Source organism: Actinomycetospora sp. NBRC 106378 (assembly GCF_030269685.1).
Lineage (GTDB): Bacteria > Actinomycetota > Actinomycetes > Mycobacteriales > Pseudonocardiaceae > Actinomycetospora.
The window spans coordinates 217,832-243,959 of record NZ_BSTT01000002.1; the positions used below are offsets into that span (position 1 = coordinate 217,832).

The 26,128-nt window shown below is 73.5% G+C and carries 27 protein-coding genes and 1 tRNA gene; 24 read left to right on the forward strand and 4 right to left on the reverse strand.

Annotation, left to right across the window (positions count from 1 at the left end; genetic code table 11):
• Nucleotides 1–11: 11 nt before the first annotated feature.
• The 8 genes from QSK00_RS05325 (at nt 12) to QSK00_RS05360 (ending at nt 8,439) form a co-directional block, all read left to right on the forward strand.
• Nucleotides 12–1,022, forward strand: a complete 1,011-nt coding sequence (locus QSK00_RS05325; RefSeq protein ID WP_285588336.1) for an XdhC family protein — start codon at nt 12–14, stop codon at nt 1,020–1,022.
• 74 nt (nt 1,023–1,096) lie between these two features.
• Complete coding sequence (locus tag QSK00_RS05330; protein WP_285589500.1) at nt 1,097–1,696, forward strand: YdcF family protein; 600 nt, start codon at nt 1,097–1,099, stop codon at nt 1,694–1,696.
• 11 nt (nt 1,697–1,707) lie between these two features.
• The gene (locus tag QSK00_RS05335) at nt 1,708–2,931 is read left to right on the forward strand and encodes a deoxyguanosinetriphosphate triphosphohydrolase (protein WP_285589502.1); all 1,224 of its coding nucleotides are present in this window, start codon (nt 1,708–1,710) and stop codon (nt 2,929–2,931) included.
• A complete protein-coding gene (locus QSK00_RS05340) occupies nt 2,928–4,817 on the forward strand; it encodes an arabinofuranosyltransferase AftB family protein (protein ID WP_285588337.1) in 1,890 nt (629 codons plus the stop codon). Before QSK00_RS05335 ends, QSK00_RS05340 begins: the two co-directional genes overlap by 4 nt.
• Nucleotides 4,818–5,206: 389 nt before the next feature.
• Nucleotides 5,207–6,634: a hypothetical protein gene (locus QSK00_RS05345; RefSeq protein ID WP_285588338.1), complete on the forward strand. Its 1,428-nt coding sequence runs from the start codon at nt 5,207–5,209 to the stop codon at nt 6,632–6,634.
• 89 nt (nt 6,635–6,723) lie between these two features.
• The gene (locus tag QSK00_RS05350) at nt 6,724–7,158 is read left to right on the forward strand and encodes a hypothetical protein (protein ID WP_285588341.1); all 435 of its coding nucleotides are present in this window, start codon (nt 6,724–6,726) and stop codon (nt 7,156–7,158) included.
• Between the two features lie 37 nt (nt 7,159–7,195).
• Nucleotides 7,196–7,819: a hypothetical protein gene (locus tag QSK00_RS05355; protein ID WP_285588343.1), complete on the forward strand. Its 624-nt coding sequence runs from the start codon at nt 7,196–7,198 to the stop codon at nt 7,817–7,819.
• A gap of 98 nt (nt 7,820–7,917) precedes the next feature.
• Entirely contained in the window at nt 7,918–8,439 is a 522-nt protein-coding gene (locus tag QSK00_RS05360; RefSeq protein ID WP_285588345.1) for a gamma carbonic anhydrase family protein, read from the forward strand.
• A gap of 6 nt (nt 8,440–8,445) precedes the next feature.
• On the opposite strand, the gene QSK00_RS05365 is transcribed toward QSK00_RS05360, so the two are convergent.
• Nucleotides 8,446–9,171 (reverse strand): GntR family transcriptional regulator, encoded by a 726-nt coding sequence (locus QSK00_RS05365; protein WP_285588346.1) that lies wholly within the window; start codon nt 9,169–9,171, stop codon nt 8,446–8,448.
• A 193-nt stretch (nt 9,172–9,364) separates the two neighbouring features.
• Here QSK00_RS05365 and QSK00_RS05370 point away from each other — a divergent pair, with 193 nt between their 5' ends.
• From QSK00_RS05370 to QSK00_RS05390, 5 genes are all read left to right on the forward strand, one after another.
• The gene (locus tag QSK00_RS05370) at nt 9,365–11,137 is read left to right on the forward strand and encodes a 2-hydroxyacyl-CoA lyase (RefSeq protein WP_285588347.1); all 1,773 of its coding nucleotides are present in this window, start codon (nt 9,365–9,367) and stop codon (nt 11,135–11,137) included.
• 10 nt (nt 11,138–11,147) lie between these two features.
• On the forward strand, nt 11,148–12,536 hold the full coding sequence (locus tag QSK00_RS05375; RefSeq protein ID WP_285589504.1) for a phenylacetate--CoA ligase family protein: 1,389 nt from the start codon (nt 11,148–11,150) through the stop codon (nt 12,534–12,536).
• Between the two features lie 323 nt (nt 12,537–12,859).
• Nucleotides 12,860–13,222 (forward strand): hypothetical protein, encoded by a 363-nt coding sequence (locus QSK00_RS05380; protein WP_285588354.1) that lies wholly within the window; start codon nt 12,860–12,862, stop codon nt 13,220–13,222.
• 7 nt (nt 13,223–13,229) lie between these two features.
• Nucleotides 13,230–14,864, forward strand: a complete 1,635-nt coding sequence (locus QSK00_RS05385; protein ID WP_285588355.1) for a GMC family oxidoreductase — start codon at nt 13,230–13,232, stop codon at nt 14,862–14,864.
• Nucleotides 14,865–14,941: 77 nt separating this feature from the next.
• A complete protein-coding gene (locus tag QSK00_RS05390; RefSeq protein WP_285588359.1) occupies nt 14,942–15,292 on the forward strand; it encodes a thioesterase family protein in 351 nt (116 codons plus the stop codon).
• Here QSK00_RS05390 and QSK00_RS05395 read toward each other — a convergent pair whose 3' ends face one another.
• On the reverse strand, nt 15,293–15,841 hold the full coding sequence (locus tag QSK00_RS05395) for a TetR/AcrR family transcriptional regulator (RefSeq protein ID WP_285588362.1): 549 nt from the start codon (nt 15,839–15,841) through the stop codon (nt 15,293–15,295).
• Between the two features lie 81 nt (nt 15,842–15,922).
• Here QSK00_RS05395 and QSK00_RS05400 point away from each other — a divergent pair, with 81 nt between their 5' ends.
• The 4 genes from QSK00_RS05400 to QSK00_RS05415 all read left to right on the forward strand — a co-directional run bounded on the left by QSK00_RS05400 (nt 15,923) and on the right by QSK00_RS05415 (nt 20,305).
• The gene (locus QSK00_RS05400; RefSeq protein ID WP_285588364.1) at nt 15,923–17,146 is read left to right on the forward strand and encodes an alpha/beta fold hydrolase; all 1,224 of its coding nucleotides are present in this window, start codon (nt 15,923–15,925) and stop codon (nt 17,144–17,146) included.
• Nucleotides 17,147–17,156: 10 nt separating this feature from the next.
• Nucleotides 17,157–19,061, forward strand: a complete 1,905-nt coding sequence (dnaG, locus tag QSK00_RS05405; RefSeq protein ID WP_285588366.1) for a DNA primase — start codon at nt 17,157–17,159, stop codon at nt 19,059–19,061.
• 82 nt (nt 19,062–19,143) lie between these two features.
• The gene (locus QSK00_RS05410) at nt 19,144–19,650 is read left to right on the forward strand and encodes a hypothetical protein (protein WP_285588368.1); all 507 of its coding nucleotides are present in this window, start codon (nt 19,144–19,146) and stop codon (nt 19,648–19,650) included.
• A 46-nt stretch (nt 19,651–19,696) separates the two neighbouring features.
• Nucleotides 19,697–20,305, forward strand: coding sequence for a maleylpyruvate isomerase family mycothiol-dependent enzyme (locus QSK00_RS05415; protein ID WP_352231089.1), 609 nt, complete (start codon nt 19,697–19,699; stop codon nt 20,303–20,305).
• A 62-nt stretch (nt 20,306–20,367) separates the two neighbouring features.
• On the opposite strand, the gene QSK00_RS05420 is transcribed toward QSK00_RS05415, so the two are convergent.
• Nucleotides 20,368–20,736: a carboxymuconolactone decarboxylase family protein gene (locus QSK00_RS05420; RefSeq protein ID WP_285588373.1), complete on the reverse strand. Its 369-nt coding sequence runs from the start codon at nt 20,734–20,736 to the stop codon at nt 20,368–20,370.
• Nucleotides 20,737–21,000: 264 nt separating this feature from the next.
• Nucleotides 21,001–21,073, reverse strand: a tRNA-Asn gene (locus tag QSK00_RS05425).
• A 112-nt stretch (nt 21,074–21,185) separates the two neighbouring features.
• Here QSK00_RS05425 and QSK00_RS05430 point away from each other — a divergent pair.
• The 7 genes from QSK00_RS05430 to QSK00_RS05460 all read left to right on the forward strand — a co-directional run bounded on the left by QSK00_RS05430 (nt 21,186) and on the right by QSK00_RS05460 (nt 26,075).
• A complete protein-coding gene (locus QSK00_RS05430) occupies nt 21,186–21,464 on the forward strand; it encodes a hypothetical protein (protein WP_285588375.1) in 279 nt (92 codons plus the stop codon).
• Between the two features lie 168 nt (nt 21,465–21,632).
• Nucleotides 21,633–22,775 carry an inorganic phosphate transporter gene (locus QSK00_RS05435; protein WP_285588376.1) on the forward strand — a complete coding sequence of 381 codons (1,143 nt, stop codon included), beginning with the start codon at nt 21,633–21,635 and terminating at the stop codon, nt 22,773–22,775.
• A gap of 29 nt (nt 22,776–22,804) precedes the next feature.
• Nucleotides 22,805–23,035, forward strand: coding sequence for a hypothetical protein (locus QSK00_RS05440; RefSeq protein WP_285588378.1), 231 nt, complete (start codon nt 22,805–22,807; stop codon nt 23,033–23,035).
• A 95-nt stretch (nt 23,036–23,130) separates the two neighbouring features.
• Entirely contained in the window at nt 23,131–23,958 is an 828-nt protein-coding gene (locus tag QSK00_RS05445) for an SCO6745 family protein (protein ID WP_285588379.1), read from the forward strand.
• Between the two features lie 61 nt (nt 23,959–24,019).
• Nucleotides 24,020–25,024, forward strand: a complete 1,005-nt coding sequence (locus tag QSK00_RS05450; RefSeq protein WP_285588384.1) for an isopenicillin N synthase family dioxygenase — start codon at nt 24,020–24,022, stop codon at nt 25,022–25,024.
• Nucleotides 25,025–25,030: 6 nt separating this feature from the next.
• Nucleotides 25,031–25,720, forward strand: a complete 690-nt coding sequence (locus tag QSK00_RS05455; protein ID WP_285588389.1) for a DUF998 domain-containing protein — start codon at nt 25,031–25,033, stop codon at nt 25,718–25,720.
• Nucleotides 25,721–25,745: 25 nt separating this feature from the next.
• Complete coding sequence (locus QSK00_RS05460; RefSeq protein WP_285588391.1) at nt 25,746–26,075, forward strand: VOC family protein; 330 nt, start codon at nt 25,746–25,748, stop codon at nt 26,073–26,075.
• Nucleotides 26,076–26,128: the final 53 nt, after the last annotated feature.

Sequence of the window (26,128 nt, forward strand, 5' to 3'; positions counted from 1 at the left end):
CCCTGGTTCCCGTGACCGAGCTGAGTGAGGTCCTGGCCGGGGGCGACGACCCGGCCGCCCCCGTCGGCGTCGTCCGCGTGCTCGCGCGGCACGGCTTCGGCACCGTCGAGCCCGGGCAGCTCCTGGCGGCCCGCGGCACGCTAACGGGCGAGATCGTCACGGCCGGCGACCTGCTGCGCGGGGCGCTCGACGCGCCGGCCACCGAGCTGGTGCGCACGGCCCTGAGCGCGCCGGGCACCCAGGAGGCGCACGTCGCGGAGGACGACGCGGTCGCCGCGGGGCTCGCCTGCGCCGGCGGGGCCACGCTCCTCGCGCACCCCCTGGCGGGCGACGCCGCGCACGCCCTGGCCCGCGGGTTCGCCGACGGCGTCCCGGCGGCGCTGGTCTCCACCGCGGACGGGACGGCGGCGCTGGTCCTCGTGGGCGGCGACCTCGCCGAGCGCCACGGCACCCTCGGCTCCACCGACCTCGACGCGGCCGCCGCGGAGCACCTGACGGCCCTCCTGCGGCGCGGGGCCACCGCCACGGAGCGCACCGAGCTCGCGGGCACCGACGTGCTCGTCGACCTGTGGGTGCCGGTCCCCGCCCTGCTCGTGGTCGGCGCCGGCGCCCTCGGGGAGGCCCTCGCCGCGCAGGCCGCCGTCCTCGGCTGGGGCTGCCGCACGACGAGCACGGTCGCCGAGACCACGGCCGCGGTCGAGGCGTTCACCGACGCCGACGTGCTCGTCCTGCTCGACCACGACCCGGCCTTCGACGAGGCCCTGCTCGCCGGCCTGCGCCACGGGCGTGGGTTCCTCGGCGCCCTGGGCTCCCGCCGCACCCAGGCGGCCCGACGGGAGCGGCTCCTCGCCGCCGGGGTCACCGAGGAGCAGCTCACCGCGATCCACGGACCGGTCGGGCTCGACCTCGGGGCCCGCACGCCCGCCGAGACCGCCGTGTCGGTCGTCGCCGAGGTGCTCGCCGTCCGCTCGGGCCGGGATCCGGGAGCGCTGTCCGCCGGGCGCGGGCAGATCGGGGCGTGAAGCGCGGGGACGCCGCGCCGCGGAGCTCGACCGGACGGTCCCGCTCCCGGGCGGCCCTGACGTGGGCGCCGCGGGTGGTGGTGGGGGCGCTGGTGATCGCGCTGCTGCTCGTCGGCGGCACGGCCGCGCGGGTGTGGTGGCTCGGCCGCGTGGACGAGCGCAGTCCCACCGACATGATCCTCGTGCTCGGCGCCGCCCAGTACGACGGCCGCCCGTCCCCGGTGCTCGAGGCACGCCTGGAGCACGCCCTGGCGCTCTACCAGCAGGGGGTCGCACCGCGCATCGTCACGGTCGGTGGCGCGGCCCGCGGGGACCAGTTCTCCGAGGCCGAGAGCGGCGACCGCTGGCTCACCGACCACGGCGTGCCGAACCGCGACGTCCTCCCGATCGACGAGGGGCGCGACACCCTCGGCAGCTTCGAGGCCGTCGGTTCGGTGGCCCGGCAGCGGGGGTGGACCTCGGCGGTGATCGTGTCCGACCCGTGGCACTCGCTGCGCTCGCGCACGATGGCCCGCGACGTCGGCCTCGACGCCACCACGTCACCGGCCAAGGGCGGCCCCGTGTCGCAGACGCGGCGCACGCAGTTCTTCTACATCGTCCGCGAGACGGCGGGGCTGATCTACTACCACCTCGCCCACGCCTCGTCGGACTTCTCCGACCCCGGCCTGCAGTGACCACCGCGCCGATCCTCCGTCGGGACGAACGCTTCTCGCCCGAGGCCCCCAAGCGCGGCCGGGACGGACGCTCGCCGTTCGCCCGGGACCGCGGGCGGGTGCTGCACTCGGCGGCCCTGCGGCGCCTCGCGGGCAAGACCCAGGTGGTGGGCCCGGGGGAGGACGCCGAGGTGACCGGCGTGCCGCGGACCCGGCTGACGCACTCGCTGGAGGTCGCGCAGATCGGCCGCGGGATGGCCGAGGACCTGGGCCTGGACCCGGACGTCGTCGACACCGCGGGGCTCGCGCACGACATCGGCCACCCGCCCTTCGGCCACAACGGCGAGCGCGCGCTCGACGCCGTCGCGGCCGAGGCGGGTGGGTTCGAGGGCAACGCCCAGACGCTGCGGCTGCTGACCCGGCTGGAGCCCAAGGTCCTCGAGGACGGCCCCGCGTCCGGGCTCAACCTCACCCGGGCCACGCTCGACGCCTGCATGAAGTACCCATGGCGTCGCAGCAGCGGGGGTCGATCGAAGTTCGGGGTCTACGCCGACGACGCCGAGGTGTTCGCCTGGATCCGCGACCCGGCCGACCGCCGGGCCTGCCTCGAGGCGCAGGTCATGGACTGGGCCGACGACGTCGCCTACTCCGTCCACGACGTCGAGGACGCCATCCTCGCCGGGCGCATCGACCCGGTGCGGCTCGCCGTTCCCGACGACGGGTTGATCGCCCTGGCGGCCGCGACCTTCGGCGGCGACCCCGACGAGCTGGGGGCGGCGGCGGAGCGGCTGGCGGCCTACCCGCCGTTGCGGGCGGTGGCCGGGCTCGCCACCCCCGGCAGCCTCACCGCCCAGGTCGCGCTCAAGCGCCTGACCAGCGAACTCGTCGGCCGGTTCGTCGCCGCGGCGGTCGAGGAGACGGTCGCGACGACCGGCCGCGAGTGCCCGGAGCCTTCCGACGACCTGGTCGTGCCGCCCTGGGCCCGGGCGGAGGTGACGCTGCTGAAGGCCGCCGCGGTGCGCTGGGTGATGTCCGACCCCGCGCGGCTGCGCGCCCAGGAGGTCGAACGGGGCATCCTGACCGACCTGGTCGGGCGCCTGTGGGACGGCGCGCCGGAGGCGTTGGACCCCGCGTTCCGCCCGGCATGGGACGCTGCCCCGGACGGTGCGGCGCGCCTGCGCGTCGTCGTCGACCAGGTGGCGGTGCTGACCGACGCCCAGGCCCGGTCGTGGCACCACCGCGGGGAGGGACGATGAGCGACACCATGGCGGTGCCGGCTCCGACGCGGGTGCGCGCCCTGCCCGCCGGCCTCGCCCGGCGGGCCCGCCGCCGTCCCGTGACGGTGACCGCGGTCGCCCTGACCCTCGCCGTCGTCGCGTACGGCCTGCTCATCTGGCAGCGACGCTGGGTCTCCGACGACGGTCTGATCTTCCTGCGCACCGTCCGCCAGATCCTCGAGGGCCACGGCCCCGTCTTCAACGTCGGCGAGCGCGTCGAGACCAACACCTCCACGCTCTGGACCGTCGTCCTGCTCGGGCTGGCCCTGCTGCCCGTGCCCCCGGAGCCCGCGGCGCTCGTGGTCGGCGGTCTGCTCTCGGTCGCGGCGCTCGGCTTCGCCATGGACGCGGCCCGGCGCCTCACCGGCCTCGGCCGCGTCGTGGTCCCGGCCGGGGCGCTCGTCGTCCTCGCCATGCCGCCGTTCTGGGACTTCGGGACGTCGGGTCTGGAGACCGGGCTGTCGTTCTCCTGGCTCGCCTTCTCCTGGTGGCTGCTGGTGCGCCGCTCCCACCGCGAGCCCCGGCTGTTCGTCGCCGAGGGGTCCCGACGACGGCCCGGGCGGGCCTGGCCGGTCGCGCTCGTCCTCGCCCTCGGGCCGCTGGTGCGGCCCGACATGGCCCTCGTCGCCGCGGTCGGCGGGGTCGCGCTCGCCGTCCTCGAGCAGCCGCGCGACCGGCGCGGGATGCTCCGCGTGGTCGGCCTCGGGGCGCTCACGGTGGCGCCGGCGCTGGCCTACGAGGTGTTCCGGGCGGGCTACTACGGCCTGCTCGTGCCCTCCACCGCGCTCGCGAAGGAGGCCGGCGTCTCCCGCTGGGGACGCGGCTACTCCTACCTGCGCGACACCGTGGCGACCTACTGGCTCCTGATCCCCGCCGCCGTGCTCGCGGTGGCGGCGCTGCTCGTCGTCGCGCAGCGGGTGACGCGGTCGGGCTGGTGGGCCCGCCGCCGGGGCGGGGTTGCCGGGCCGGACGAGGGCAGCGCCGACGTGCGCCGCACGCGGGGGTGGGACCGGGCGGGCACCGTCGCGGTGGCCGTCGCACCCGTGCTCGGCGGGCTCGGCATGCTGGTCTACGTCACGCGGGTCGGCGGCGACTTCATGCACGCCCGGATGTTGCTGCCGGCGATCTTCGCGATGCTGCTGCCGGTCATGGCCCTGCCGGTCCGCCGGCGGACCGTGGTGCCGCTGCTCGTGCTGCTCGTGTGGGCGGCGGTGGTGGGCACGAGCGCGCGCCCGAACTACCACGGCATCTCCGCGTCCGGCATCGCCGACGAGCGCGGCTTCTACACGCAGCTGCTCGGCAACCCGCACCCCGTCACCGCCGACGACTACCGCGCGCACCCCTACGTGGCGGGCGGCGCGGCGCTGGTCGCGCAGAGCCCGCGGCCGGTGGTGGCGCTGCTCGCCCGCGGTACCGGCCCGGCCGGGCCGCAGTGGGATCTCGTGCCGCTGGCGCCGGGACAGCCGTCCGGGCTGGTGTTCCTCAACCTCGGGGCGGCGGGGGCGCTGAACCCGCTCGACGTGCGTGTCACCGACACCGTGGGGCTCGCCGACCCGCTCGCGGCGCACACGACCAACGTGCCCGACGGCCGGACCGGCCACGACAAGAACCTCCCGGCGGCCTGGTTCGTGGCCGCGGGCGGGGGAGCGGCCGTGGACAGCCGCGCGGCCACCGGGGCGGACGTGGCGGCGGCGGCCCGGGCCCTGCGGTGCCCGGCGATCCAGGAGCTGCGGGACTCGGTGTCCGCCCCGCTGACCTGGTCCCGCTTCTGGCAGAACCTCGTCGGCGCCCCGGCCCGGACCGAGCTGCGCTTCCCGCGCGACCCGGTGCTCGCCGAGGTGTCGTGCTCCTCGTCCGTACGCTGACGACCAGGCGACCGAGCGGGCGACGACCGGGGGAGATCCGGTTGCTCCGAACCGGTGCACTTTGCCGTCGGCGCCGACGTGCTGACACGGCGTACCCAGGGCCGCCTGTCGTAGTCGCATTGCCCGGACGCCCGGAATGCACTGCGCTCTTCGGACCTGGCTGGTAGCCGAACGCCACGGCCCGACTGCTGCGAACGCCACGCTTCGTGACCGTCTCCGACCAGACCCCGTGGTGAGGCGAACGACCCGGACCGTCGACGCACCGTCGCGTCGCGAACGGACGATTCGCGTCGAGCTACTCCGTTCGGAGTCGTTGCCGCTCACGCTGGGCGAACCTACGGTGCGTCGGTCCAGTTCAGTCCCGTTCTTCGGACCAACGAAGGATTCGCGTGGTCGCACTCGGTCGGGGCACCACCCCCGTCGACGCGGTCCCGCTCGCAGCCAGTCCGCGAGCGGTCACCGCTCTGCCGGAGTCCCTGGTCGCGCTCCGTGATCTTCCCGGAGCCCGGTACGTGCTCGTCGTCGATGCCAGCGGGGAGCGCGTCCGCGGGGAGCTCGGCGGCCCGCCCGACGCGGACCTCGCGGTCCTCTCCTGGGCGAGGCGGCTCGCGGACGTGTCGCGGGAACGCGGGCGCGCGATGGAGGACGTCGTCCTGACGACGGAGTCGGCCTTCCACCTCGTGCGGTCCGTGCCCGGCGTGGGCGAGGACGTGTGGGTGGCCCTGCGCATCGACCGGGAGCACGGCAACCTCGCGCTCGCCCGGCGGGCGCTCGCGGCCCTCGTCGGCCGGTCCCGGGCCGTGACCACCCGTGCCCTGCCGTCGGGGCCGGCCGCTCCGGTCTCCGGGTCCTTCCCCGCGCCCCGCGTGGTGCCGGCGGCGCCCGACGGGTTCCGTTCGGGCACCGGGCCCGCGACCGGGTCGCTGCCCGCCGCGATGCCGTCGGCCGGTACCCCGATGCCGCCCGCACCCCGCCGTGCGCCCGACCGGGAGCTGCCCCGACCCGCGACCCGCCCCGGCGCCGACGTGCCCGCCCTCGCGTTCCTGCCGCCGAGTGCTCCGGCCGACCGTCCGGAACTCGTGGCGCCCGAGGAGGTCCCGCCGCCCGCCGTCCCGGCGGTTCATGCCCCTGGCGTCGGCGAGGTGTCGTCGACCGGCGAGTCCCACGATGGCGAGCTGCACGCATCCAGCGGGAGCAGCGCGCCATCGTCGGGCCCGGAGCCGGCGGAGGAGCCGGAGTCGGCGCCGGAGACCGTGCCCGACGAGCCCGGCCTCTGGGACCCCCGCCGTCGTCCGCTGACGGTGCGCCAGGCCCGGACCTGGCGGACCGCCCCGGAGGTCCCGCCCGCCCGGGAGCCGGCCGAGCCGATGGAGTCGGCGCCGTCCGCGCCGTCCGCGCCGTCCGCGCCGTCCGAGCCGATGGAGTCCGCGCCGTCCGCGCCGTCCGCCCCGGTGATCCCCGCGCCGCGGGCGGCCTCGCTGTTCGCGCCCGTCGTCGTGGTCCCGCCGCCGCCGTCGCCGGTCGACGACGACACCACCGAGGTCCCCGCCCCGGTGCCCTACCCGATCATCACCGCCCCGCCGCTCGAACCGGCCCCCGAGCCGGTCGTGACGGCCCCCGGACCCGCACCGGAGGAGGAGCCGCCCGCCACCGACGCCGGGCTGCCCCGACGTGTCCCCGGTGCGCACCTGCGGTCGCCGACGCCCGCACCCGAGCCCGCCCCGACCGCCGCCGCGCTGTCGACCGGGCTCCCGGGGTGGAGCACCGAGCCGTCCGTCCTGCGCCGCCTGCTCCTCGGGCTGCGGCGCCTGACCTGACCTCTCGCCGTTCCCGCCCTCCCCGACCCCGCCCGAGACCGCGGCGACCCACCCCGATCCCCCGAACACCACCAGAACCGGAGCGAGCCATGGCCGACATCGACTACATCCTCAACGCCGCGACCAACATCAAGGGCGCCTTCGCGGTCGCGCTCGTCGACTACGAGAGCGGCATGACCCTCGGTTCGCGGGGCGGCAGCGCCGAGTTCGACCTCGACGTCGCGGCGCCGGGCAACTCGGAGGTCGTCCGGGCGAAGTTCGACGTGATGGCGAAGCTGGGCCTGCGCGAGACGATCGAGGACATCCTCATCACCCTCGACACCCAGTACCACATCATCCGGCCGATCTACTCGCGCTCGGACGACGACAAGCTGTTCCTCTACCTCGTGCTGAACCGCCAGCAGGCCAACCTCGCGATGGCCCGTCGTGACCTGCGCATGATCTGCTCGCGCTTCTCCATGGACGACCCGACCGTCGCTCCGGCCGAGCCCGGGTACTTCCCGCAGCAGGCCGGACGACGCTGACCCGCCGCCGGTGGCGCGTCATCGTCATGTGACGTGCGTGCGGTCGGACGGCCTGTCGACGGTGCTCGCGTCGTTGCTCGCCGACCGGCGCGTCCTGGCCGCCACGCTCGTCGACGTCGGGAGCGGGTTCCTGCTCGACGCCTGCACCCGCGACGACGGGCTCGCCGATCTCGAGCTCCTCGGAGCGGCCCACGCCGACCTCGCCCGCACCGGCGCGACCCTCGCGCCGGGCGGCGGGGCGCTCGTGCTCGAGACCGCGGACGGCCGCGTGCACGTGCTGCGGGAGGTCGACGACCCGCACGGCGACCGGATCGTCCTCACGGCGGTCGTCCGTGGGTCGGCACGGGTCGTCGCCCGGGTGCGGCAACGGCTGGCCGAGGTGCCGGTCGAGGCGCTCACGGCCGGACCGACCCTCCAGCGCCGTCCCGTCGACGGCCGGTGGGACCTCGCGCCCGCCACACCCGACGTGCCCGCCGTCGCCCCGGAGGGCCTCCCGGGTCTCGACCCGGTCCCGACGACGGCGGACGGCGCGGCCTGGGCACCGCGGAGCGAGCCCGCCCCGTGGGCGACCGCGATGACCCCACCGGCGGTCGAGCCGGAGCAGCCCGAGCCGGACCGTGACCCGTCGTCGGGCCCCTCGGAGGCGCTCACCCGACCATGATCACGTCGCGAGGGAACGCCCACGGCGGTCGCGAAGATCGACATGGCCATGGTGGTCCCCTCGACGTGATCATGGTCGGACCTGATTCGATGCCCGGCATGGACCACCTGATCGTCACCGTCGACGGCCACGCCCCGCAGATCGACCCGACGGCGTGGGTCGCGCCCGGCGCCGTCGTCGCGGGGCGCGCGACGCTCGGGCCGGAGGTCGGCATCTGGTACGGCGCCGTGGTCCGGGCCGACAACGACACGATCACCGTCGGGGCCGGGTCCAACGTCCAGGACGGCTCCGTGCTGCACGCCGACCCGGGCTTCCCGTGCACGGTGGGGGAGAACGTGACCGTCGGGCACCGTGCGGTCGTGCACGGGTGCACGGTGGAGGACGACGTCCTCGTCGGGATGGGCGCCGTGATCATGAACGGCGCGACGGTCGGGCGAGGCTCGGTGATCGCCGCCGGCGCGGTGATCTCGCAGGGCGTGAGCGTCCCGCCGGGGTCGCTCGTCGCGGGCGTGCCGGGGAAGGTCCGCCGCGAGACCACCGAGGACGAGCAGGCGTTCAACGGCGTCAGCGCCGCGGCCTACCGCCACCTGCTCGGCGTGCACCGCACGGCCACCGACTGAGGCGGGTCACTCCGCCAACGGCGTGGAGTCGTCCGGCGCCGGACCGATCGGCTCGTCCGGCGCCGGAGCGTCGTCCGGGGCGGCCGGCATCGACTCCAGGATGAGCTGCTCGCCGTGCTCGGCGTGGCGCCGGGCGAGCTGCTCCGCGCGGTCGCCGTCCCGGTCGCGGATCGCGTCGAGGATCGCGGCGTGGTCCTCCCACACCCAGGCCGGCGCACCGCCCTGGAGCAGTACCTCGCCCATCACACGCTGCACGTTGCGCCACATGACGCCGGCGCTCTCGGCGAGCAGCGGGTTCGCGGTCGCCTCGACGACGGCGCGGTGGAACTCGACGTCGTTGCGGACCATGAGCGCGAACGACCGGTCGTCGAAGGCCTGACGCCCGGCGACCACGATCCGGGTCGCGTGCCGCAGCCAGTCGTCGGTGTGGCGGTCCGCCGCGAGGCGTGCCGCCTGGCCGTCGAGGATCGCCCGCAGCTCGTAGAGGTGGCTGACGAAGTCGCGTTCCAGGGGCGCCACCTCGAGGCCGCGCCGCCCGAACTCGCGCACGAGACCCTGATTGCGCAGCAGGAGCAGGGCCTGCTGGATCGGCTGGCGGGAGACGTTGAAGCGTTCAGCGAGCTGTTCCTGGCGCAGCGGGACGCCCGGCGCGAGCCGGCCGGTGCAGATGTCGTCCACGATCGCCTCGAAGACCTGCTCGGTCCGCGAGGGCCTCTGCGGCAGCTCCGCCATCGGCCGTCCTCCCGTGTGCCTCCGTCCCCGCTGCTGGATCAACGGATCCCGACACGGCACCGCGCCGCCCCCGCATGGTAGCGGGCGGTGATCGCCAACTCATCCTTGACTTCTGAATTCAGAATGTCGCACCGTGGAGTGACATGCGCCACGTCCATGATCGTGGTGCTGATCACCTCGACGAGGAGGGTCCATGGCGGACCGGCAGGACGCGGAGCGCAGCGGAGCCGGCCCGGCCCGTCGGCCGGTGCAGGTCGCGAGCCTGGTGGCGGAGTTCCTGACCGAGCACGGGGTCGACCGCGTGTTCGGTCTCCAGGGCGGCCACATCCAGCCCATCTGGGACCAGCTCGCACGTCGCGGGGTCCGCATCGTCGACGTCCGCGACGAGGGCTCGGCGGTGCACATGGCGCACGCCCACACGGAGCTGACCGGTCAGACCGCCGTCGCGATGGTGACGGCCGGACCCGGCGTCACGAACACCGTGACCGCCGTGGCCAACGCGTCGGTCTCGCGCATCCCGCTGCTGGTCATCGGCGGCTGCCCGCCGATCCCGCAGTCGAACATGGGCCCGCTGCAGGACATCCCGCACACCGCGATCCTGGAGCCGGTCACCCGGTTGGCGCGGACGCTGCGCAGCGCCGACCAGGTCCTCCGCGAGTTCGACGAGGCCTGGGCGCGCGCGTCGGGCGACCGCGGCGAGCCCGGCCCGGTCTACCTCGAGATCCCCACCGACGTGCTCCGCCGCGAGGTACCTCCCGCCCTCCAGATGCGCGAGCACCTGCGGGCGAAGCCCAAGCGCCGCCCGCAGCCGCACCCCGACGACGTCGCCGCGGCGGCCGACCTGATCCGCGCCGCGGAGAAGCCCGCGATCATCTCCGGGCGCGGGGCCCGGACCACCGACGGGACCGACCTGGTCCGCCTGCTCGACGCCTCCGGCGCGGCCTACCTGGACACCCAGGAGAGCCGCGGCCTCGTGCCCGACTCGCACCCGGCCGCCGTCGGGAGTGCGCGGTCCGCGGTCATGCGCGACACGGACCTGCTGATCACCGTGGGCCGCCAGCTCGACTACCAGCTGGGCATGGGCTCCCCGGCGGTGTTCCCGCACGCGACGGTCGTGCGCATCGCCGACACCGCGAGCGAGCTGATCGACAACCGCCGCGGCGAGGTCGAGATCCTCGCCGAGCCGGGCGCGACGCTGGCCGCGATCGCCGACGCGCTGAAGGACCACACGCCCGACACCACCTGGCGTGACGAACTGAAGGCCAAGCACCGGACGCGGGCCGAGGACTACCGGCAGGCCCTGCACACCACCGAGAACGGCGCCGACGGGCACATCCACCCGAACCGGATCTTCGGAGCGCTCGACGCGCTGGACGGAGACGCCCTCGACCTCGGCGACGCGATCATGATCGCCGACGGCGGGGACCTGCTGTCCTTCGCGCGGCTCGGCATCACCCGCGCACGGCGCTACCTCGACGCCGGGGCGTTCGGCTGCCTCGGCGTCGCGACCCCCTTCGCCATCGGCGCCGCGCTCGCGTACCCGGACCGCCCCGTGGTGGCCGTGACCGGCGACGGCGCCTTCGGCATCACGGCCACCGAGATCGACACGGCCGTGCGCCACGGCGCGAAGATCGTCGTGATCGTCTCGAACAACCGCGCCTGGAACATCGAGCGGTACGACCAGGAGGAGAACTACGGCCTGGTGGCCGGAACGCTGCTCGCCGACTCCGACTACGCCGCCATGGCCCGGGCGTTCGGGGCGCACGGCGAGCGGGTCCAGTCGGCCGAGGACCTGGAGCCGGCGATCCGGCGTGCGCTGGAGAACACGCCCGCCGTGGTCGACGTGGTCACCACGCAGGACGCGCCCTCGCCCGACTCCGGCAAGGGCCTCGGCTTCGTCCCGGACTACCAGGCACTGACCCCGTGGAACGACGCCGAGGTGGCCCGGCGTCAGGAAGGGCTCTGACGTGGCACGGATGGAGGAGTGGGCGTTCCCCACCCGCTACGACCAGGACTACCTGCCCGCCCCCGACTCGCCGTACTGGTTCCCGGTGCGGGAGACGATGGACCCGGCCGAACGGGACGCGGCCGTGCTCGTGCGGCTCCGCGAGGTGATGGAGTACGCCTACGCGAACTCCGGCTTCTACCGCACGAAGTGGGACGCGGCCGGGCTCAAGCCCGCGGACATCACGTCGTTCGAAGCCTTCGAGCAGGTCCCCGTCGTCACCAAGGCGGAGATGCGGGAGTCGCAGGCGAACCACCCGCCGTTCGGCGACTACACCTGCGTCGAGCCGTCGGAGATCCACCACATCCACGGCACCTCCGGCACGACGGGCGCCCCGACGGCCTTCGCGCTCGGCCGGCGGGACTGGGAGGTCATCGCCGACAACCAGGCCCGGATCCTGTGGGGGATGGGCGTCCGGCCCGGCGACACGGTCTTCGTCGCCGCGCTGTTCTCGCTCTACCTCGGCTCCTGGGGTGCGATGACGGCGGCCGAGCGCCTGCGCTGCACCGTCCTTCCCTTCGGCGCGGGCGCCCAGGGGATGACGGCGCGGGCGGTGAACTGGCTGGCCCGGATCCGGCCCGCGGCCTTCTACGCGACGCCGTCCTACGCGCTGCGCCTGGCCGAGGTCGCCGAGAAGGAGAAGATCGACCCCCGCGAGTTCGGGCTCAAGGTCATGTTCTTCTCCGGCGAGCCCGGGGCGTCGGTGCCCTCGGTGCGCAAGGCGATCGAGGACAGCTTCGGGGCGACGGTGATCGACTGCGGGACGATGGCCGAGATGACGCCGTTCATGTCGGCGTCGGCCACCGCGGGGACGCCGGACGGGATGCTCCTCTGGCAGGACATCGTCTGGCACGAGGTCTGCGACCCGGAGACGTTCCGCTCCGTGCCCTACGGCTCCGAGGGCACGCCGGTCTACACCCACCTCGAGCGCACCTCGCAGCCGATGATCCGGCTCGCCTCCAACGACCTCACCCGCTGGGTCATGGAGGACAACCCCTGCGGACGCACCTATCCGAAGCTGCCCGACGGCGTGTACGGCCGGATCGACGACATGATCCACATCCGCGGGGAGAACGTGTACCCGACGGAGGTCGACAACTACCTGCGCACCGTCGAGCACTACGGCGGCGAGCACCAGATCATCGTCCGCCGCACCGGCTCGATGGACGAGATGATCGTCCGCGCGGAGTGCACCCTGCCCGACGGGCAGCGGTCGGAGTTCGAGTCGATCACCGGCTCCGGGCTGCAGTCCTTCCTCGGCGTCCGCGTGACCTTCGAGTCCGTCGACGCCCGGACCCTCGAGCGCGCGGAGCACAAGTCGCGCCGCGTGGTCGACGAGCGCACGCACAACCAGCGCTAGACGCACCTCGACGAGGAGGAGATGGGAATGACCGTGCACACCGAGAACGGCGACCGGGTCGGGGAGGCCCCGGCCCCCTGGGGTGCGCCCGAGGCCACCGTGGAGCCCGGGAAGGGCGGCGGCTACTTCGAGACCGGCCGACCCCGGCTCGGCGGGCTCGAGCGCCCCGTGCAGTTCAGCGAACCCCGGCAGGCCGTGATCAGGGCGCTGGCCGACACGATCATCCCGCCGCACCCGGACTGGCCGGACGCGAGCGCCGTCGACATCGTCGCGTTCTGCGGCCGATACATCACGCCGACCGGCTACAAGAACAAGCACTTCCCGTGGGCCGACGAGGACTCGTTCGTCGCCGCGCTGGACGAGCTCGGCCAGGCGTTCGTCGATGCCGACCGAGCGAGCGGGCCACGGCGTTCGAGGCCCTGGAGAAGGCGGAGGACCCGTTCTTCGAACAGATCCGCGCCCTCGTCTACTACGGGTACTACTCGCGGCCCGAGGTGGTCATCGCGATCCGGAAGAACGTCCCGGCCGGCAAGGACTACCACGGCCCGCCGCTGCCCTACGGCTACATCCAGTCCCTCGAGCCGTGGGACGAGACGACGCTCGCGCAGGCGAACGACAACGGCTCCTACCTCGAGACCGACCAGGTCGAGCGCGTCGACCTCTCCAAAGTCACCTGGATCCAGTGAGGCACCCATGGCCAGCTACGAAGAAGTCGACGTCCTGATCATCGGCGCCGGTCCGGGTGGGGCCGGTGTCGCCTACGAGCTCAAGGACACGGGCGCGAAGATCGTCTGCCTCGAGCAGGGCCCGTGGGTCACGGCCCCGGAGCACCCGCACTACCACGACGAGTGGGAGATCGAGAAGCAGCGCGGGTGGGCCTACGACCCGAACGTCCGCCAGCTGCCCGAGGACTATCCGGTCACCGGGACCACGACGCCGTACATGATGAACAACGTCGGCGGCTCGACCGTGCACTACGCCGGGCACTGGCCGCGCTACAAGCCGGTCGACTTCCGCAAGGGCACCGAGCACGGCCTCGAGGGCACGATCGACTGGCCGATCTCCTACGAGGACCTCGCGCCGTTCTACGACCGCAACGACGCGATCTACGGCATCTCCGGTCTCATCGGCGACCCGTCGTACCCCGACCGCAAGAACGCCCAGCGCGACCCGATGGTGCTGCCGGGCAAGCTCGGGCTGAAGTACGCGAAGGCCTCGCGCGACCTCGGCTGGCACTGGTGGCCGTCGGACAACGCCGTGATCACCCGCCCCCGCGAGAACCGCGAGGCCGACGTGGGCATGGGCAACGAGCTCTCCGGCAGCCCGACCGGGTCGCTGTCGACGCCGGCCCACGCGCACTGGCCCTACAACGTCCGCGCCGGGGTCGACCTGCGGACGATGGCCCGCGTCGAGACGATCACCGCCGACGGCGGCAGGGCCACGGGCGCGGTCTACATCGACCGCAACACCGGCAACCGCCACGAGATCCGCGCGAAGATCGTGGTGCTCGCGGCCAACGGCATCGGCTCACCGCGCATGCTGCTCGCGAGTGCGCAGAAGGGCCACGAGAACGGTCTGGCGAACTCGAACGGCATGGTCGGCAAGCACCTGATGCACCACGTGTTCTCGTTCTGCGACTCGTGGTTCGACGAGCCCGTCGAGGGATTCAAGGGCTCCTTCGGGTCGCCCATGTACTCGCACGAGTTCTATCACACGGACGTCAACCGCGGATTCGTCAACGGATTCGGCATGCAGGTGGCCCGTTCCTTCGGTCCGTCCTACGCGGCGATGGGCACGCACACCGGCTACACGGCGCCGTGGGGGGAGAAGCACCGGGACTTCTTCGCCAACCACTTCGCCAACCACCTCATGGTCTTCATGTTCGGCGAGGACCTCCCGGTGGAGACCAACCGCGTCACGCTCGACCCGGACGTGACCGACTCCGACGGCATCCCCGCCGCCCACGTGAACTACGAACTGCACGAGAACGACATCGCGCTCGCGAAGTACGGCATCGAGAAGATCTTCGAGGCCACGCGGGCGGTCGGAGCGGTCGAGACCAACGACACCGGGGTCCTCTACCCGCCGCCGGCCTGGCACCTCATGGGCACCTGCCGGATGGGCAACGACCCGCAGGACTCGACGCTCAACAAGTGGTGCCAGACGTGGGACCTGCCGAACCTGTTCGTCGTGGACGGCTCCACGCTCACCACCGGCGGAGCGGTCAACCCGACCTCGACGATCGGTGCCCTCGCGGTGCGGGCCGGCGAGTACATCAAGCGCAACCACGACCACATCACGAGCCAGAGGACGACGCCGACGATGTGAGCTGCGCTCAGGTGAGCAGTAATCCGTGCTCCAGCACGGATTACTGCTCACCTGCACCGCACCGTAGGGTCGGTCCGGTGACGTACGAGGTGACCCAGGACGACACCGCACTGGCCCTCGGGAGCGGCGACGTTCCCGTGCTCGGCACCCCCCGGCTCATCGCGTGGCTCGAGGCCGCGACGCTCGAAGCGGCCCGCCCGAAGCTCGCGGACAGCCAGACGACCGTCGGCACGGCGGTCCGGGTCAAGCACCGTCGTCCGACCCGCGTCGGCGGCACGATCACCGCGTCCGCGAAGCTCACCGCCGGCCCCGACGAGAAGGGTCGCCTCTCCTTCTCGGTGTCCGCGGTCGACCACGACGGGTCCACCGTCGCCGACGGAGAGATCGACCGCGTCATCGTCGAGCGGATGGGCGCGTTCGCCTCCTGATCACGCCGGGCCGGTGACGACGGCGACGGCCGTGTCCCGCAGGGCCGCCGTCGCCGCGTCCGGGTCCAGGCCGCACAGGTCCAGCAGCGTGAAGACCGACTCGGCGCTGATCACGACGGCGAGCCGGGTCGCCAGCGCCGCCCGCGTCGGCGACTCCGGCAGCGGCGTCAGGGCGTGCTCGATGAGGGCGAAGCGGTGGGCCGCCCGCGTCCCACGGCCGGTGAGCGACGCGGCGACGATGGCCCGCACGGTGGCCTCGTGGCCGATGGTCCGCTCGGCGAAGGCCGTCGCGACCCGCGCGACGCGCTCGGTCAGGTCGTCCACCCCGTCCAGCGGCACCATCTCCGCCGGTGCCGGCCACGTGTCGCCCACGGTCTCGCGCAGGAGCGTCACGAGGTCGGGGTAGTAGCGGTACGCCGTCGCCTCCGAGACGCCCGCCCGGGCGGCGACCGCCGGCATGGTCACCTCCGCGTTCCCGACGACGAGCTCCTGCGCCGCCGCGGCGATCGCCTGCCGGGTCCGCTCCTTCTGTCGAGTTCGCACCGCCATCGTGAGAGCGTACTTGCACGAAGCCTCCCGAAGCGACTACCGTCCCGTCGTGAAAGTTCACTCTCACGAGAGAAGGTCAGCATGACCGAGGTGTCGATCGTCGGCCCGGAGGCGGGGGAGATCGCGCCGCTGGGCCCGGTCACCATGCGGATCCTCGAGGACGGGAGCACCACCGACCACCGGCTCGGGATCAGCGAGATCACCATCGCGCCGCACACCGAGGGCCCGCAGCAGCACCGGCACGCCCAGCACGACGAGGGCTTCTACGTCGTGCGCGGGACGGCCCGCTTCACGGTCGGGACGACGACGCACGACGCCCCCGCGGGCACGCTGGTCATGGTTCCGCCCGGGGCGCCGCACACCTTCGAGAACCCGGGCGACGAGCCCGCGGTCCTGCTCAACACCTTCACGCCCGACCTCTACGTGCAGTACTTCCGCGACCTGCGGGCGATGATCGAGAGCGGCCGGCCGATGTCCCCGGAGAACGTGACCCCGGTGATGGCGCGGTACGCCACGGTGCCCTCGACGGAGTACGCGCCGGCGGTCGCCGAGCAGGGGAGCGGCCGCCCGGTGATGGTCCTGCACGGTGGCGGAGGGCCGTTCTCGGTCGCCGGGCTCGCGGCGCAGCTCGGCGCCGACCACCACGTCCTCGCCCCGACCGTCCCGGGCTTCGACGGCACTCCGCGGCCCGAGGGCTGCCGGACCGTCGCCGACGTCGCCGCCCGCTTCCTGACGGTGCTCGCGGAGCGCGACCTGCACGACGTCGCCCTGGTGGGCAGCTCGATGGGCGGTTGGGTCGCCGCCGAGATGGCGTTGCAGGACACCGACGGACGCGTCGGGTCGGTGGTGTTCGTCAACGCGGTGGGGATCGAGGTGCCCGACCACCCGGTCCGCCCGATCCTCGGCCTGCCGATCGATCAGATCGCCGAGTTCTCCTACGCCGACCCGGACCGCTTCCGCATCGACCCCACCACCCTCCCGCCCGAGCGCCAGGCCGTGATGGCGGCCAACGCAGCGGTGTTCGCCGACTACGCGGGCGAGCCCTACATGCACGACCCGACGCTGCTCGGGCGGCTCGGTGGGATCCCGGTCCCGACCGCCGTCGTCTGGGGCGAGGCCGACCGGATCGTCGACCTCGACTACGGCCGGGCCTACGCCGCGGCGCTCGGGGCCCCGTTCACCGTCGTCGAGGGCGCGGGTCACCTGCCGCACATGGAGCAGCCGGCCGCCACGCTCGCGGCGGTCACGGCCGTCGTCGACGGGCCCGGCCGGATGCGGCCCCGGCCGCAGCGCCCGTCGTCGTAAACTCGCCTCCGTGGCGGGACGCATCCGGGACTCCGACATCGCGGAGGTGCGCGACCGCAACCGCATCGACGAGCTGGTCGGCGACTACGTGGCCCTGCGACCCGCGGGGCCGGGCTCGATGAAGGGGCTCTGCCCCTTCCACGACGAGAAGTCGCCGTCGTTCCAGGTGCGGACCAGCCACAACACGTACCACTGCTTCGGGTGCGGGGCGCACGGCAGCGCCATCGACTTCCTCATGCAGATCGACCAGCTCGGGTTCGTCGAGGCGGTCGAGAAGTTGGCCGACCGGGTCGGGTTCCGGCTCACCTACGAGGGCGGCGGGTCCAGCGTCCAGCGCGACCGCGGGACGCGCTCCCGGCTGCTGGCCGCCAACAAGGCCGCGGCCGAGTTCTACGCCGGGGAGCTGCGCGCGCCGGGGGAGGCGCAGCGCGCCCGGGAGTTCCTCGCCGAGCGCGGGTTCGACCAGGCGGCGGCCGAGCAGTTCGGGTGCGGGTTCGCGCCCGGCGGCTGGGAGAAGCTGACCAAGCACCTGGTAGGCCTCGGGTACACGCTCGACGAGCTCGAGAAGGCCGGGCTCTCGGTGCCCGGCCAGCGGGGCCACCGCGACCGGTTCCAGCGTCGCCTGCTCTGGCCGATCCGCGACCTGGGCGGCGACGTCGTCGGGTTCGGGGCGCGGCGGCTGTTCGACGACGACCGCATCGAGGCCAAGTACCTCAACACCCCCGAGACGTCGATCTACCACAAGTCGAAGGTGCTCTTCGGGCTCGACAAGGCCAAGCGCGACATCGCGAAGTCCCGCCAGGCCGTGATCGTCGAGGGCTACACCGACGTCATGGCCATGCACCTCGCCGGCGTGCCGACCGCGGTCGCGAGCTGCGGGACGGCGTTCGGCGAGGACCACGTCGCGGTGCTGCGCCGGCTGTTGCTCGACGACTCGTTCGACCGCGGCGAGGTCATCTACGTCTTCGACGGCGACGCCGCCGGGCAGGCCGCCGCGCTGAAGGCCTTCGACGGCGACCAGCAGTTCTCCGCGCAGACCTTCATCGCCACCGCCCCCGACGGCATGGACCCCTGCGAGCTGCGCCAGGCCAAGGGCGACACCGCGGTGCGCGACCTCGTGGCCCGCCGCTCGCCGCTGTTCACCTTCGCGATCCGCTCGATCCTCGACGAGTACGACCTCGGCACCGTCGAGGGCCAGACCGCCGCGCTGAAGCGCTGCGTCCCGCTGGTCGCCCAGATCCGCCAGGTCGAGCTGCGCGACGGCTACGCCCGCCGGCTCGCGGGCTGGACCGGGTGGGCCGACGAGGCGCAGGTGGTCCGCCGCGTGCGCGAGACCGCGGGCCAGCCCGTGGACCAGCGCCAGGGCTCTTCCCGACGGCGGGTGCGGCCGGTCGAGCAGGCCGCTCCCGACGGCCCGGCGCTGCCCCCGCGCGACGACCCGCGCCTGCGCGTGCAGCGCGAGGTGCTGAAGTCGGCGCTGCAGGTGCCGGCCCTCGCCGGCCCGGTGTACGACACGCTGCCCGACGACGCGTTCTCCCACGAGGGCTACCTCGCGGTACACCGGGCGATCCTCGCCGCCGGCGGGACCTCGACCGGCTACTCGGGGGCCTCGTGGGTCGCCGCGGTCACCGAGGCGATCACCCCGCCGTCGTACGGCCGGCTGGTGGCCGAGCTCGCCGTCGAGCCGATGCAGTCCCGGGAGGCCGACGACCACCGGTACGTCTCCTCGATGCTCACCGCCCTGCAGGGCGCGCTGGTGGAGCGCCAGGTCGCGGAGATCAAGTCCCGGCTGCAGCGCATCTCGCCGGTGACCGACGCCGACGAGTACCACGAGCTGTTCGGCGACCTCGTCGCCCTCGAGCAGTACAAGAAGGCCCTGCGCGACCAGGCGATCGGCGGGCAGTGGTCGGCGTGAGTCGTGGTCCTCGCCGCGAGAGTGACGTGAGGCAGCTTTCTGGCGCTGCGAGCCTGCCTGGTGTGCACCTCGGGAGGGACGCGTGAGGTTCACCGACCGTCTCGCCTCGGTCCTGCTCGGTCGCGAGATCACGCCCGAGGGGTTCACCGGCACGCTGGAGCCCGAGGAACGGGTGCTGGCCGACGCGCGGACGCGGGCGGGCGACGTCGTGCTCGCGACCGACCGCGGCCTCTGGTTCGGCGACCGCCGGGCGCCGTGGCACCTCGTGTCGAAGGCGACGTGGGCGAACGGGGCCCTGACCGTGGTCGAGGCGACCGAGTCGGCGCGACACGGTTCGGTGGTCGTGCTCCGCGACGCCGCCCCGGTCCGGCTGCCGCTGCCCGACCCGGGGCGGGTGCCCGAGACCGTGCACCGCCGGGTCACCGCGGTGATCACCACCCGACAGCACCACGACCTCCCCAGCGGCGGCGCCTGGTTCGTGCAGCGCCGCACCCCGGAGGGCATCGAGGTGCACGTGCGCCCCGACCCCGGGACCGACACCGACGAGGTGCTGACGCTCGCCGAGGGGATCGCCGAGAAGCTCGGCTGACCTAGGGTCGACCGTCACCGACACCCGTGGGGGACGAATGGACACGATGGCGCTCGCGCGCGACGAGCGGACCGACTTCGCGGAGTTGCTCGCGGGACTGACGCCGGAGCAGTGGGACGCCCCGACCCTCTGCGTCGGCTGGCGGGTCCGTGAGGTCGTCGCCCACGTGTACAGCTACGAGGACCTGGGCTGGCTCGGCCTGGCCGCGCGGATGGCGCGAACCGGCTTCAACGTCGACCGGGCCAACGCCGCGGGCGTCGCCGACCACGCCGCGAAGGACCCGCGGGAGCTCACGGACCTGGCCCGGAGCCACCTCCGACCGACGGGCCTGACCTCGATGCTGGGCGGCCGCATCGCGCTGACCGACGGGATGATCCACCAGCAGGACATCCGCCGGCCCCTCGGACTGCCGCGCAGCATCCCGGACGAGCGGCTCGCCGCGGCCCTCGACACCGCGCGCATCGCCCCCACGATCGAGGGGGCGAAGCGCGTGAAGGGCCTGCGCCTGGTCGCCACCGACCTCGACTGGAGCCACGGCCGGGGCGACGAGGTCCGGGGGACCGGAGAGGCCCTCCTCCTGGCGATCGCCGGCCGCCGTGGGATCGCGGAGGAGCTGGAGGGTCCGGGCGTCCGGACCCTGGCCGCACGCGCGTAGGGAGCCTCCGTGAGCCCGTCAGCGGGGTCGAGGGTGTGGCTCCGTGTCAGGTCGGTGGCAGGTCACGGCTGCGGGGTGGAGGAGTCCGCCGAGGATGTCCCGGCAGGAGGATCGAGTCGGTCGCGGAGGATGTCGCGGAGACGGTGCGCAGCCTTCACCGAGCACGGCCAGCCGGCGTAGAACGCCAGATGGGTGGCGAGTTCCGCGAGTTCGTCGGCGGTGACGCCGTTGTCGAGCGCCAGTCCGAGGTGGAGGTCGAGTTCGGCATCGCGGTAGAGCGCGAGGAGAGCTGCGACGGTGATCAGGCTCCGATCGCGTTTGCTCAGAGCCGGACGCTCCCAGACGTCTGCGTAGAGCACCTCGTCGGTGAGATCGGCGAGCTTCGGGGTGATGTCCCCGATGGTGCGCTGTCCGGGCTTCTGCGTGGTCATCGTCGGGGGCCTCGGGTGATGGTGGGGCACGATCGCGTGGGTGGGGCTGTCACGCCGCACAGTCTCGGAGCGCGGCAGTCCCTGGACGAGGTGCCGGCGAGACAGATGGCGTCAGGATCGGGCCATGGGGCGTCACCGGATCGGTGCCGCTGCCCCGCTCTCATCGGCGCGACGCCAAGACACCGACGGAGGGGGTTTCGGGTGCGTGAGAGCAAGCCCGATCGTGCGGTGGTCGGGCCGTGAAGGCCCTGACCTGGGGGAGTGCTCCTCCTACTGGACTCGAACCAGTAACCCTGCGATTAACAGTCGCATGCTCTGCCAATTGAGCTAAGGAGGACCGTGCAAGCGGGCCGGTCCGGTGTCCGATCCGCTCGTCGTAGACCGTACCCGACCCCTCTCCGCGGCCGTCAGGCAGGATGGGTCAACGCCGTCGTCGGGAGGATCCGGACATGAAGTTGCTGCCGTTCGCGCTGGGTGTGGGCGTGGGCTACGTACTGGGAGCCCGCGCGGGACGGGAGCGCTACGAGCAGCTCTCGCGTGCGTACCGCCGGGTGGCGGACAACCCGCAGGTGCAGGCGGCCGCCGGCGTCGCCCAGGCGAAGGCGGGCGAGGCCGTGCACGCGGCGGTGAACGTCGCGAAGGAGAAGGTCGCGCCGTCGTCGGGACCGGGCCAGCCGCAGGGCCACCAGCCCGCCGCCCCGGGTCGTTCGGCCGGCCCCGGGCGCTGACGACCGCACCTCGAGAACCGGACGGACCGGACTCTTCGGGCGGGCTTTACCAGCCCTGGAGGCGCTGTTCAGCGGTTGTTCCCCGGCGTGGGCGTCGGGTGGTGGTCGCGCGTACCTACCGTGCGTGGTGATCGCGCCCGTTCGCCGCCCGGAGGGACCCGCCAGGGCATGGACATCTCACTGATCGTCATCGTCGTCATCGTGACGGCCTTGGCCTTCGACTTCACCAACGGCTTCCACGACACCGCCAACGCCATGGCGACCTCGATCGCGACCGGGGCGCTCAAGCCCAAGGTCGCGGTGCTGATCGCCGGTGTCCTCAACATCGTCGGCGCGTTCCTGTCGGTGGAGGTCGCCAAGACGATCTCCAGCGGGCTGGTCGACGAGACGAAGATCAACCCGTACATCATCTTCGCCGGCCTCGTCGGTGCCATCCTCTGGAACCTGCTGACCTGGCTGCTCGGCCTGCCGTCGAGCTCGTCGCACGCCCTGTTCGGTGGCCTCATCGGCGCCGTGCTGGTGGCGGCGGGCGCGGGCGCGGTGCACTTCCCGACGCTGCTCTCGAAGATCATCCTCCCGGCCGTGATCTCCCCGGTCCTCGCCGGGGTGATCGCCCTGGTCGGCACGGTCATCGCCTACCGCAGCACCCAGCGCTCCGACGACGAGACGGTGAAGAAGGGCTTCAAGGGCGGTCAGATCGTCTCCGCCTCGCTGGTCGCGCTGGCGCACGGCACGAGCGACGCCCAGAAGACGATGGGCGTCATCACGCTGACCCTCATCGCCGCCGGCGTCCTGGCGCCGAACTCCGGGCCCCCGATCTGGGTGATCCTCGCGGCCGGTCTCGCGATCGGCCTGGGCACCTACCTCGGCGGCTGGCGCATCATCCGGACCCTCGGCAAGCGGGTCTCGGACATCCAGACCCCGCAGGGCTTCGCCGCCGAGACCTCGACGACGGCGGTCATCCTCGCCTCCGCGCACCTCGGCTTCGCGCTGTCGACGACCCAGGTGGCCACCGGCGCGATCTTCGGGGCCGGCGCCGGCCGCCGGATCGCCGGCGTGCAGTGGGGCGTCGCGGGACAGATGGCGGTCGCGTGGATCCTGACCCTCCCCGCGGCGGCCGTCGTCGGTGCGGTGGCGGCCTTCGCCGCCTCGCAGGGCGTCGTCGGGACCGTGCTCGTCGGGGTCGTCGCGGTCGCGGTGGCGGTCGGCATCTACGCGGCCTCGCGCCGCACGCCGGTGACCGCCGACAACGTCAACGACGTGCCGGCGCCGGTGGCCCCGGACGAGCAGCGTGAGGTGGCGCAGGCATGACCGGGCGAGCGAAGCGACGGGAGAAGTAGATGAGCATCGCGTGGGGTTCCCTCGGACTCGTGGCGCTCGTGTCGTTCGCCGCGGCGATCGTCGTGACGGCGCTCGTCTCGTTCGGCATCGTCGGGCTCGCCGCCCGGGCGCCGCGGGCCGACGGCCCGGAGCCGGCGCTCTCGCCCGCGGTCGGCACCGCGGTCGGGGCGATCTGCCTGACGGTGGCCGTGCTGATCGTCCTCTACGGGCTGTACCTGATCGTGGCCTGAGCGGCGTTCTCGGGAAAGTCGGCGGGGGTCGTCGAAACGACGGCCCCCCGTTCGACGTCGGGTCGGAAGGACGCCCACCCCGAGAGAGGCCCGCCATGACCAGCACCGCCCGTCGGATGTTCGACCTCCTCGAACCCATCTGCCTCGTGACGTACCTGGAGGACGAGACCAACGAGGAGTACGCCGCCCTGGGCCACCGCACCTACTGGGACGGGTACTTCGCCGCCCGGGCCGCCGGCCTGGGCCGCGTGTCGGCCGAGGTGGTGGACGCGGCGTTCTACAGCTTCGCGCCGGGCGAGGTCGCCCGGCACATCCCGAGCGCGTGGGAGACGGCGTCGCCCGCGGAGTCCTTCGCCGCCCAGCAGCGGGGGAGCGTGGCGTCGCTGCGTCGCATCCTGGGTGAGCAGGCCGACGCGCCGCACGTGGCCCGCGCGGCCGACCTGACGCTGCAGGCCGCGTTCGGGGCGCCGGTCGCGGGGCGGGTGATGTACGCCGGGATGCGGACCCACCCGGTCCCGGAGGAGCCGCTGGCCCGGTTGTGGCACGCGGCGACGATCCTGCGGGAGCACCGCGGGGACGGCCACGTCGCCGCGCTGGTCGGGGCCCGGATCGGCGGCACCGAGGCGCACATCCTCTCGGCCCTGGACATGGGCATCCACCCGGCCGAGTCGTTCGGGCGCGTCCACCACCTGCCGCAGCGGCGCCTCGCGGCGGTGATGGAGGGCCTGCGCGAGCGCGGGCTGGTCGACGCCGAGGGCCGGTTCACCGACGCCGGGCGGGAGACCAAGCAGCGCGTCGAGGACCTCACCGACGCGGCCGCCGCCGCGCCCTACGAGTCGCTCACCCCGGCCGAGCTCGACGAGCTGATCGCCTCGCTCGAGCCGATCACGGCGGTCCTGACCGCCCCGGCGCCCACGGCCTGACGGTGGGCCCGGTCACACCCGGACCGCCCCGCGGGTCGGCAGGATTTGGTGGGATCGGGCCATGGCCACGCTCCCGATCCTCGACCTGGCGCAGCTCGACCGGGACGGTTCGGCGGCGGAGCGGTTCCGGGCCGACCTGCGCGACGCGACGCACGAGATCGGGTTCTGCTACCTCGCCGGGCACGGCATCCCCGACGACGTCGTGGCGGGCGCCTTCGCCGCGGCGCAGCGGTTCTTCGATCTGCCCGACGAGGACAAGCGTGCCGTCGAGATGCTGCGCAGCCCGCACTTCCGCGGCTACACGCGGACGGGCGGTGAGCTGACCCGCGGGCAGGTCGACTGGCGCGAGCAGATCGACCTCGGGGCGGAGCGCCCGCGTTGGAGCGCCCGCGACGCCCCCGACTACATGCGCCTCGAGGGCCCGAACCTGTGGCCGGCCGCCCAGCCCGAGCTGAGGACGGTGTTCACCGACTGGGAACGCCGCTGCACCGTCGTCGCGCAGCGCCTCATGGAGGCGTGGGCGCTCTCCCTCGGCGGCCCCGCCGACCTCTTCGACGGCCTGTTCGGCGACCGCCCCTCCACGCTGATCAAGCTCGTCCGCTACCCGGGCCGCGAGGAGCGGGGCCAGGGCGTCGGCGCCCACCAGGACCCCGGGGTGCTCACGCTGCTGATGATCGAGCCGGGCAGGGGTGGCCTGCAGGTCGAGCGCGACGGGGAGTGGATCGACGCGCCCGCCGTGCCCGGGGCCTTCGTCGTCAACATCGGGGAGCTCCTGGAGTTCGCCACCGACGGCTACCTGCGGGCCACGGTGCATCGCGTCGTGTCGCCGCCACCGGGGGAGACGCGCCTGTCGATCCCGTTCTTCTTCAACCCCGCGCTCGACTCGACGGTGCCCCGCGTGGAACTCCCGCCGGAGCTGGCCGACCGGGCCCGGGGCGTGACCGTCGACCCCGACAACGTCATCTCCGGCACCTTCGGCGAGAACATGCTCAAGGCACGGCTGCGCGCGCATCCCGACGTCGCCGCGGCCCACCACCCCGACCTGGTGGCTGCCCTGGCACGATGATCGTCCGTGGCGGGTTTCGCGGTGTCGGACTGGCTCGAGGACCGCTGGTTCATCCGCTCGCACCTGCTGCAACGACGGCTCGTGGGCACGGTCGGGTTCGCCCTGCCGGTGCTCGTGGTCCTGTTCGCCTGGGCCTGGGCGCTCGTCGTCGACGCCGCGAACGGCACGCACGTCGCCCCGAGCTTCTGGGACTCCGTGCAGAGCTCGATCAGCGCGTACTACTACACGTACTCGGCCAACATCTTCGTCGGCGCCCAGATCGCCTTCGCCGTGTTCCTCGTGACCTACCGCTACGGCGTGTGGGAGCGTCGCGTCGGCGTCGTGGCGGGGCTCGGCGCCGCGGTCGTGGGGCTGTGCCCGACCACCCCGAGGGACCCCACGACGCTGCAGCGGCTGGTCGGCGGCCTGCACCTCACCGCCGCCGCGGTCTTCTTCGTCGGGATGGCGGTCTTCTGCCTGTTCCTGTTCCCGCGGGACCCGGGCGCGGCGGTCAACACGGTGCCGCGGGGTCGTCAGGTGCTCTTCCGGGTGTGCGGCGTGATCATCGTCGTGGCGCTGCTCGTCGCCCTCGTCGGCGGGTTCGTGCTCGACGACGCCACCCGCGACGCGATCCGCTTCCTGCTCTGGCTGGAGTCGGTCGCGGTGTTCGCGTTCGCCCTCGCCTGGCTGGTCAAGGGGCAGGATCTGAAGCCCTGACGTCGGGTCGGGGCACGATGGGCGGATGCCGCCCGCCCTGTTCGCCGGCTTCTGGGTCTCCGACCTCGAGGCCGCGATCGCCTGGTACTCCGCGCTGCTCGGCGCCGGGCCGGTCATGCGCCCGAAGGACGACGAGGCGGTCTGGGAGATCGCCGAGGACCGGTACGTCTACGTCGAACGTGCCGCGGACCGGGCCGGGCACTCCCACGCCACGGTCTTCCTCGACGACCTCGACGGGTTCCTGACGGCGGCCGGGGTCCCGCCGGCCTCGACCGAGACCTACGACGACGGTGTCCGCAAGGTGGTCTTCCGGGACCCCGACGGCAACGAGTTCGGCGTCGGCGGGGCCCCGTGAAGAGCAGGATCCGGTCGCGCCGAGCGAAGTGGTCGCTCAGCGAACGGATCGCG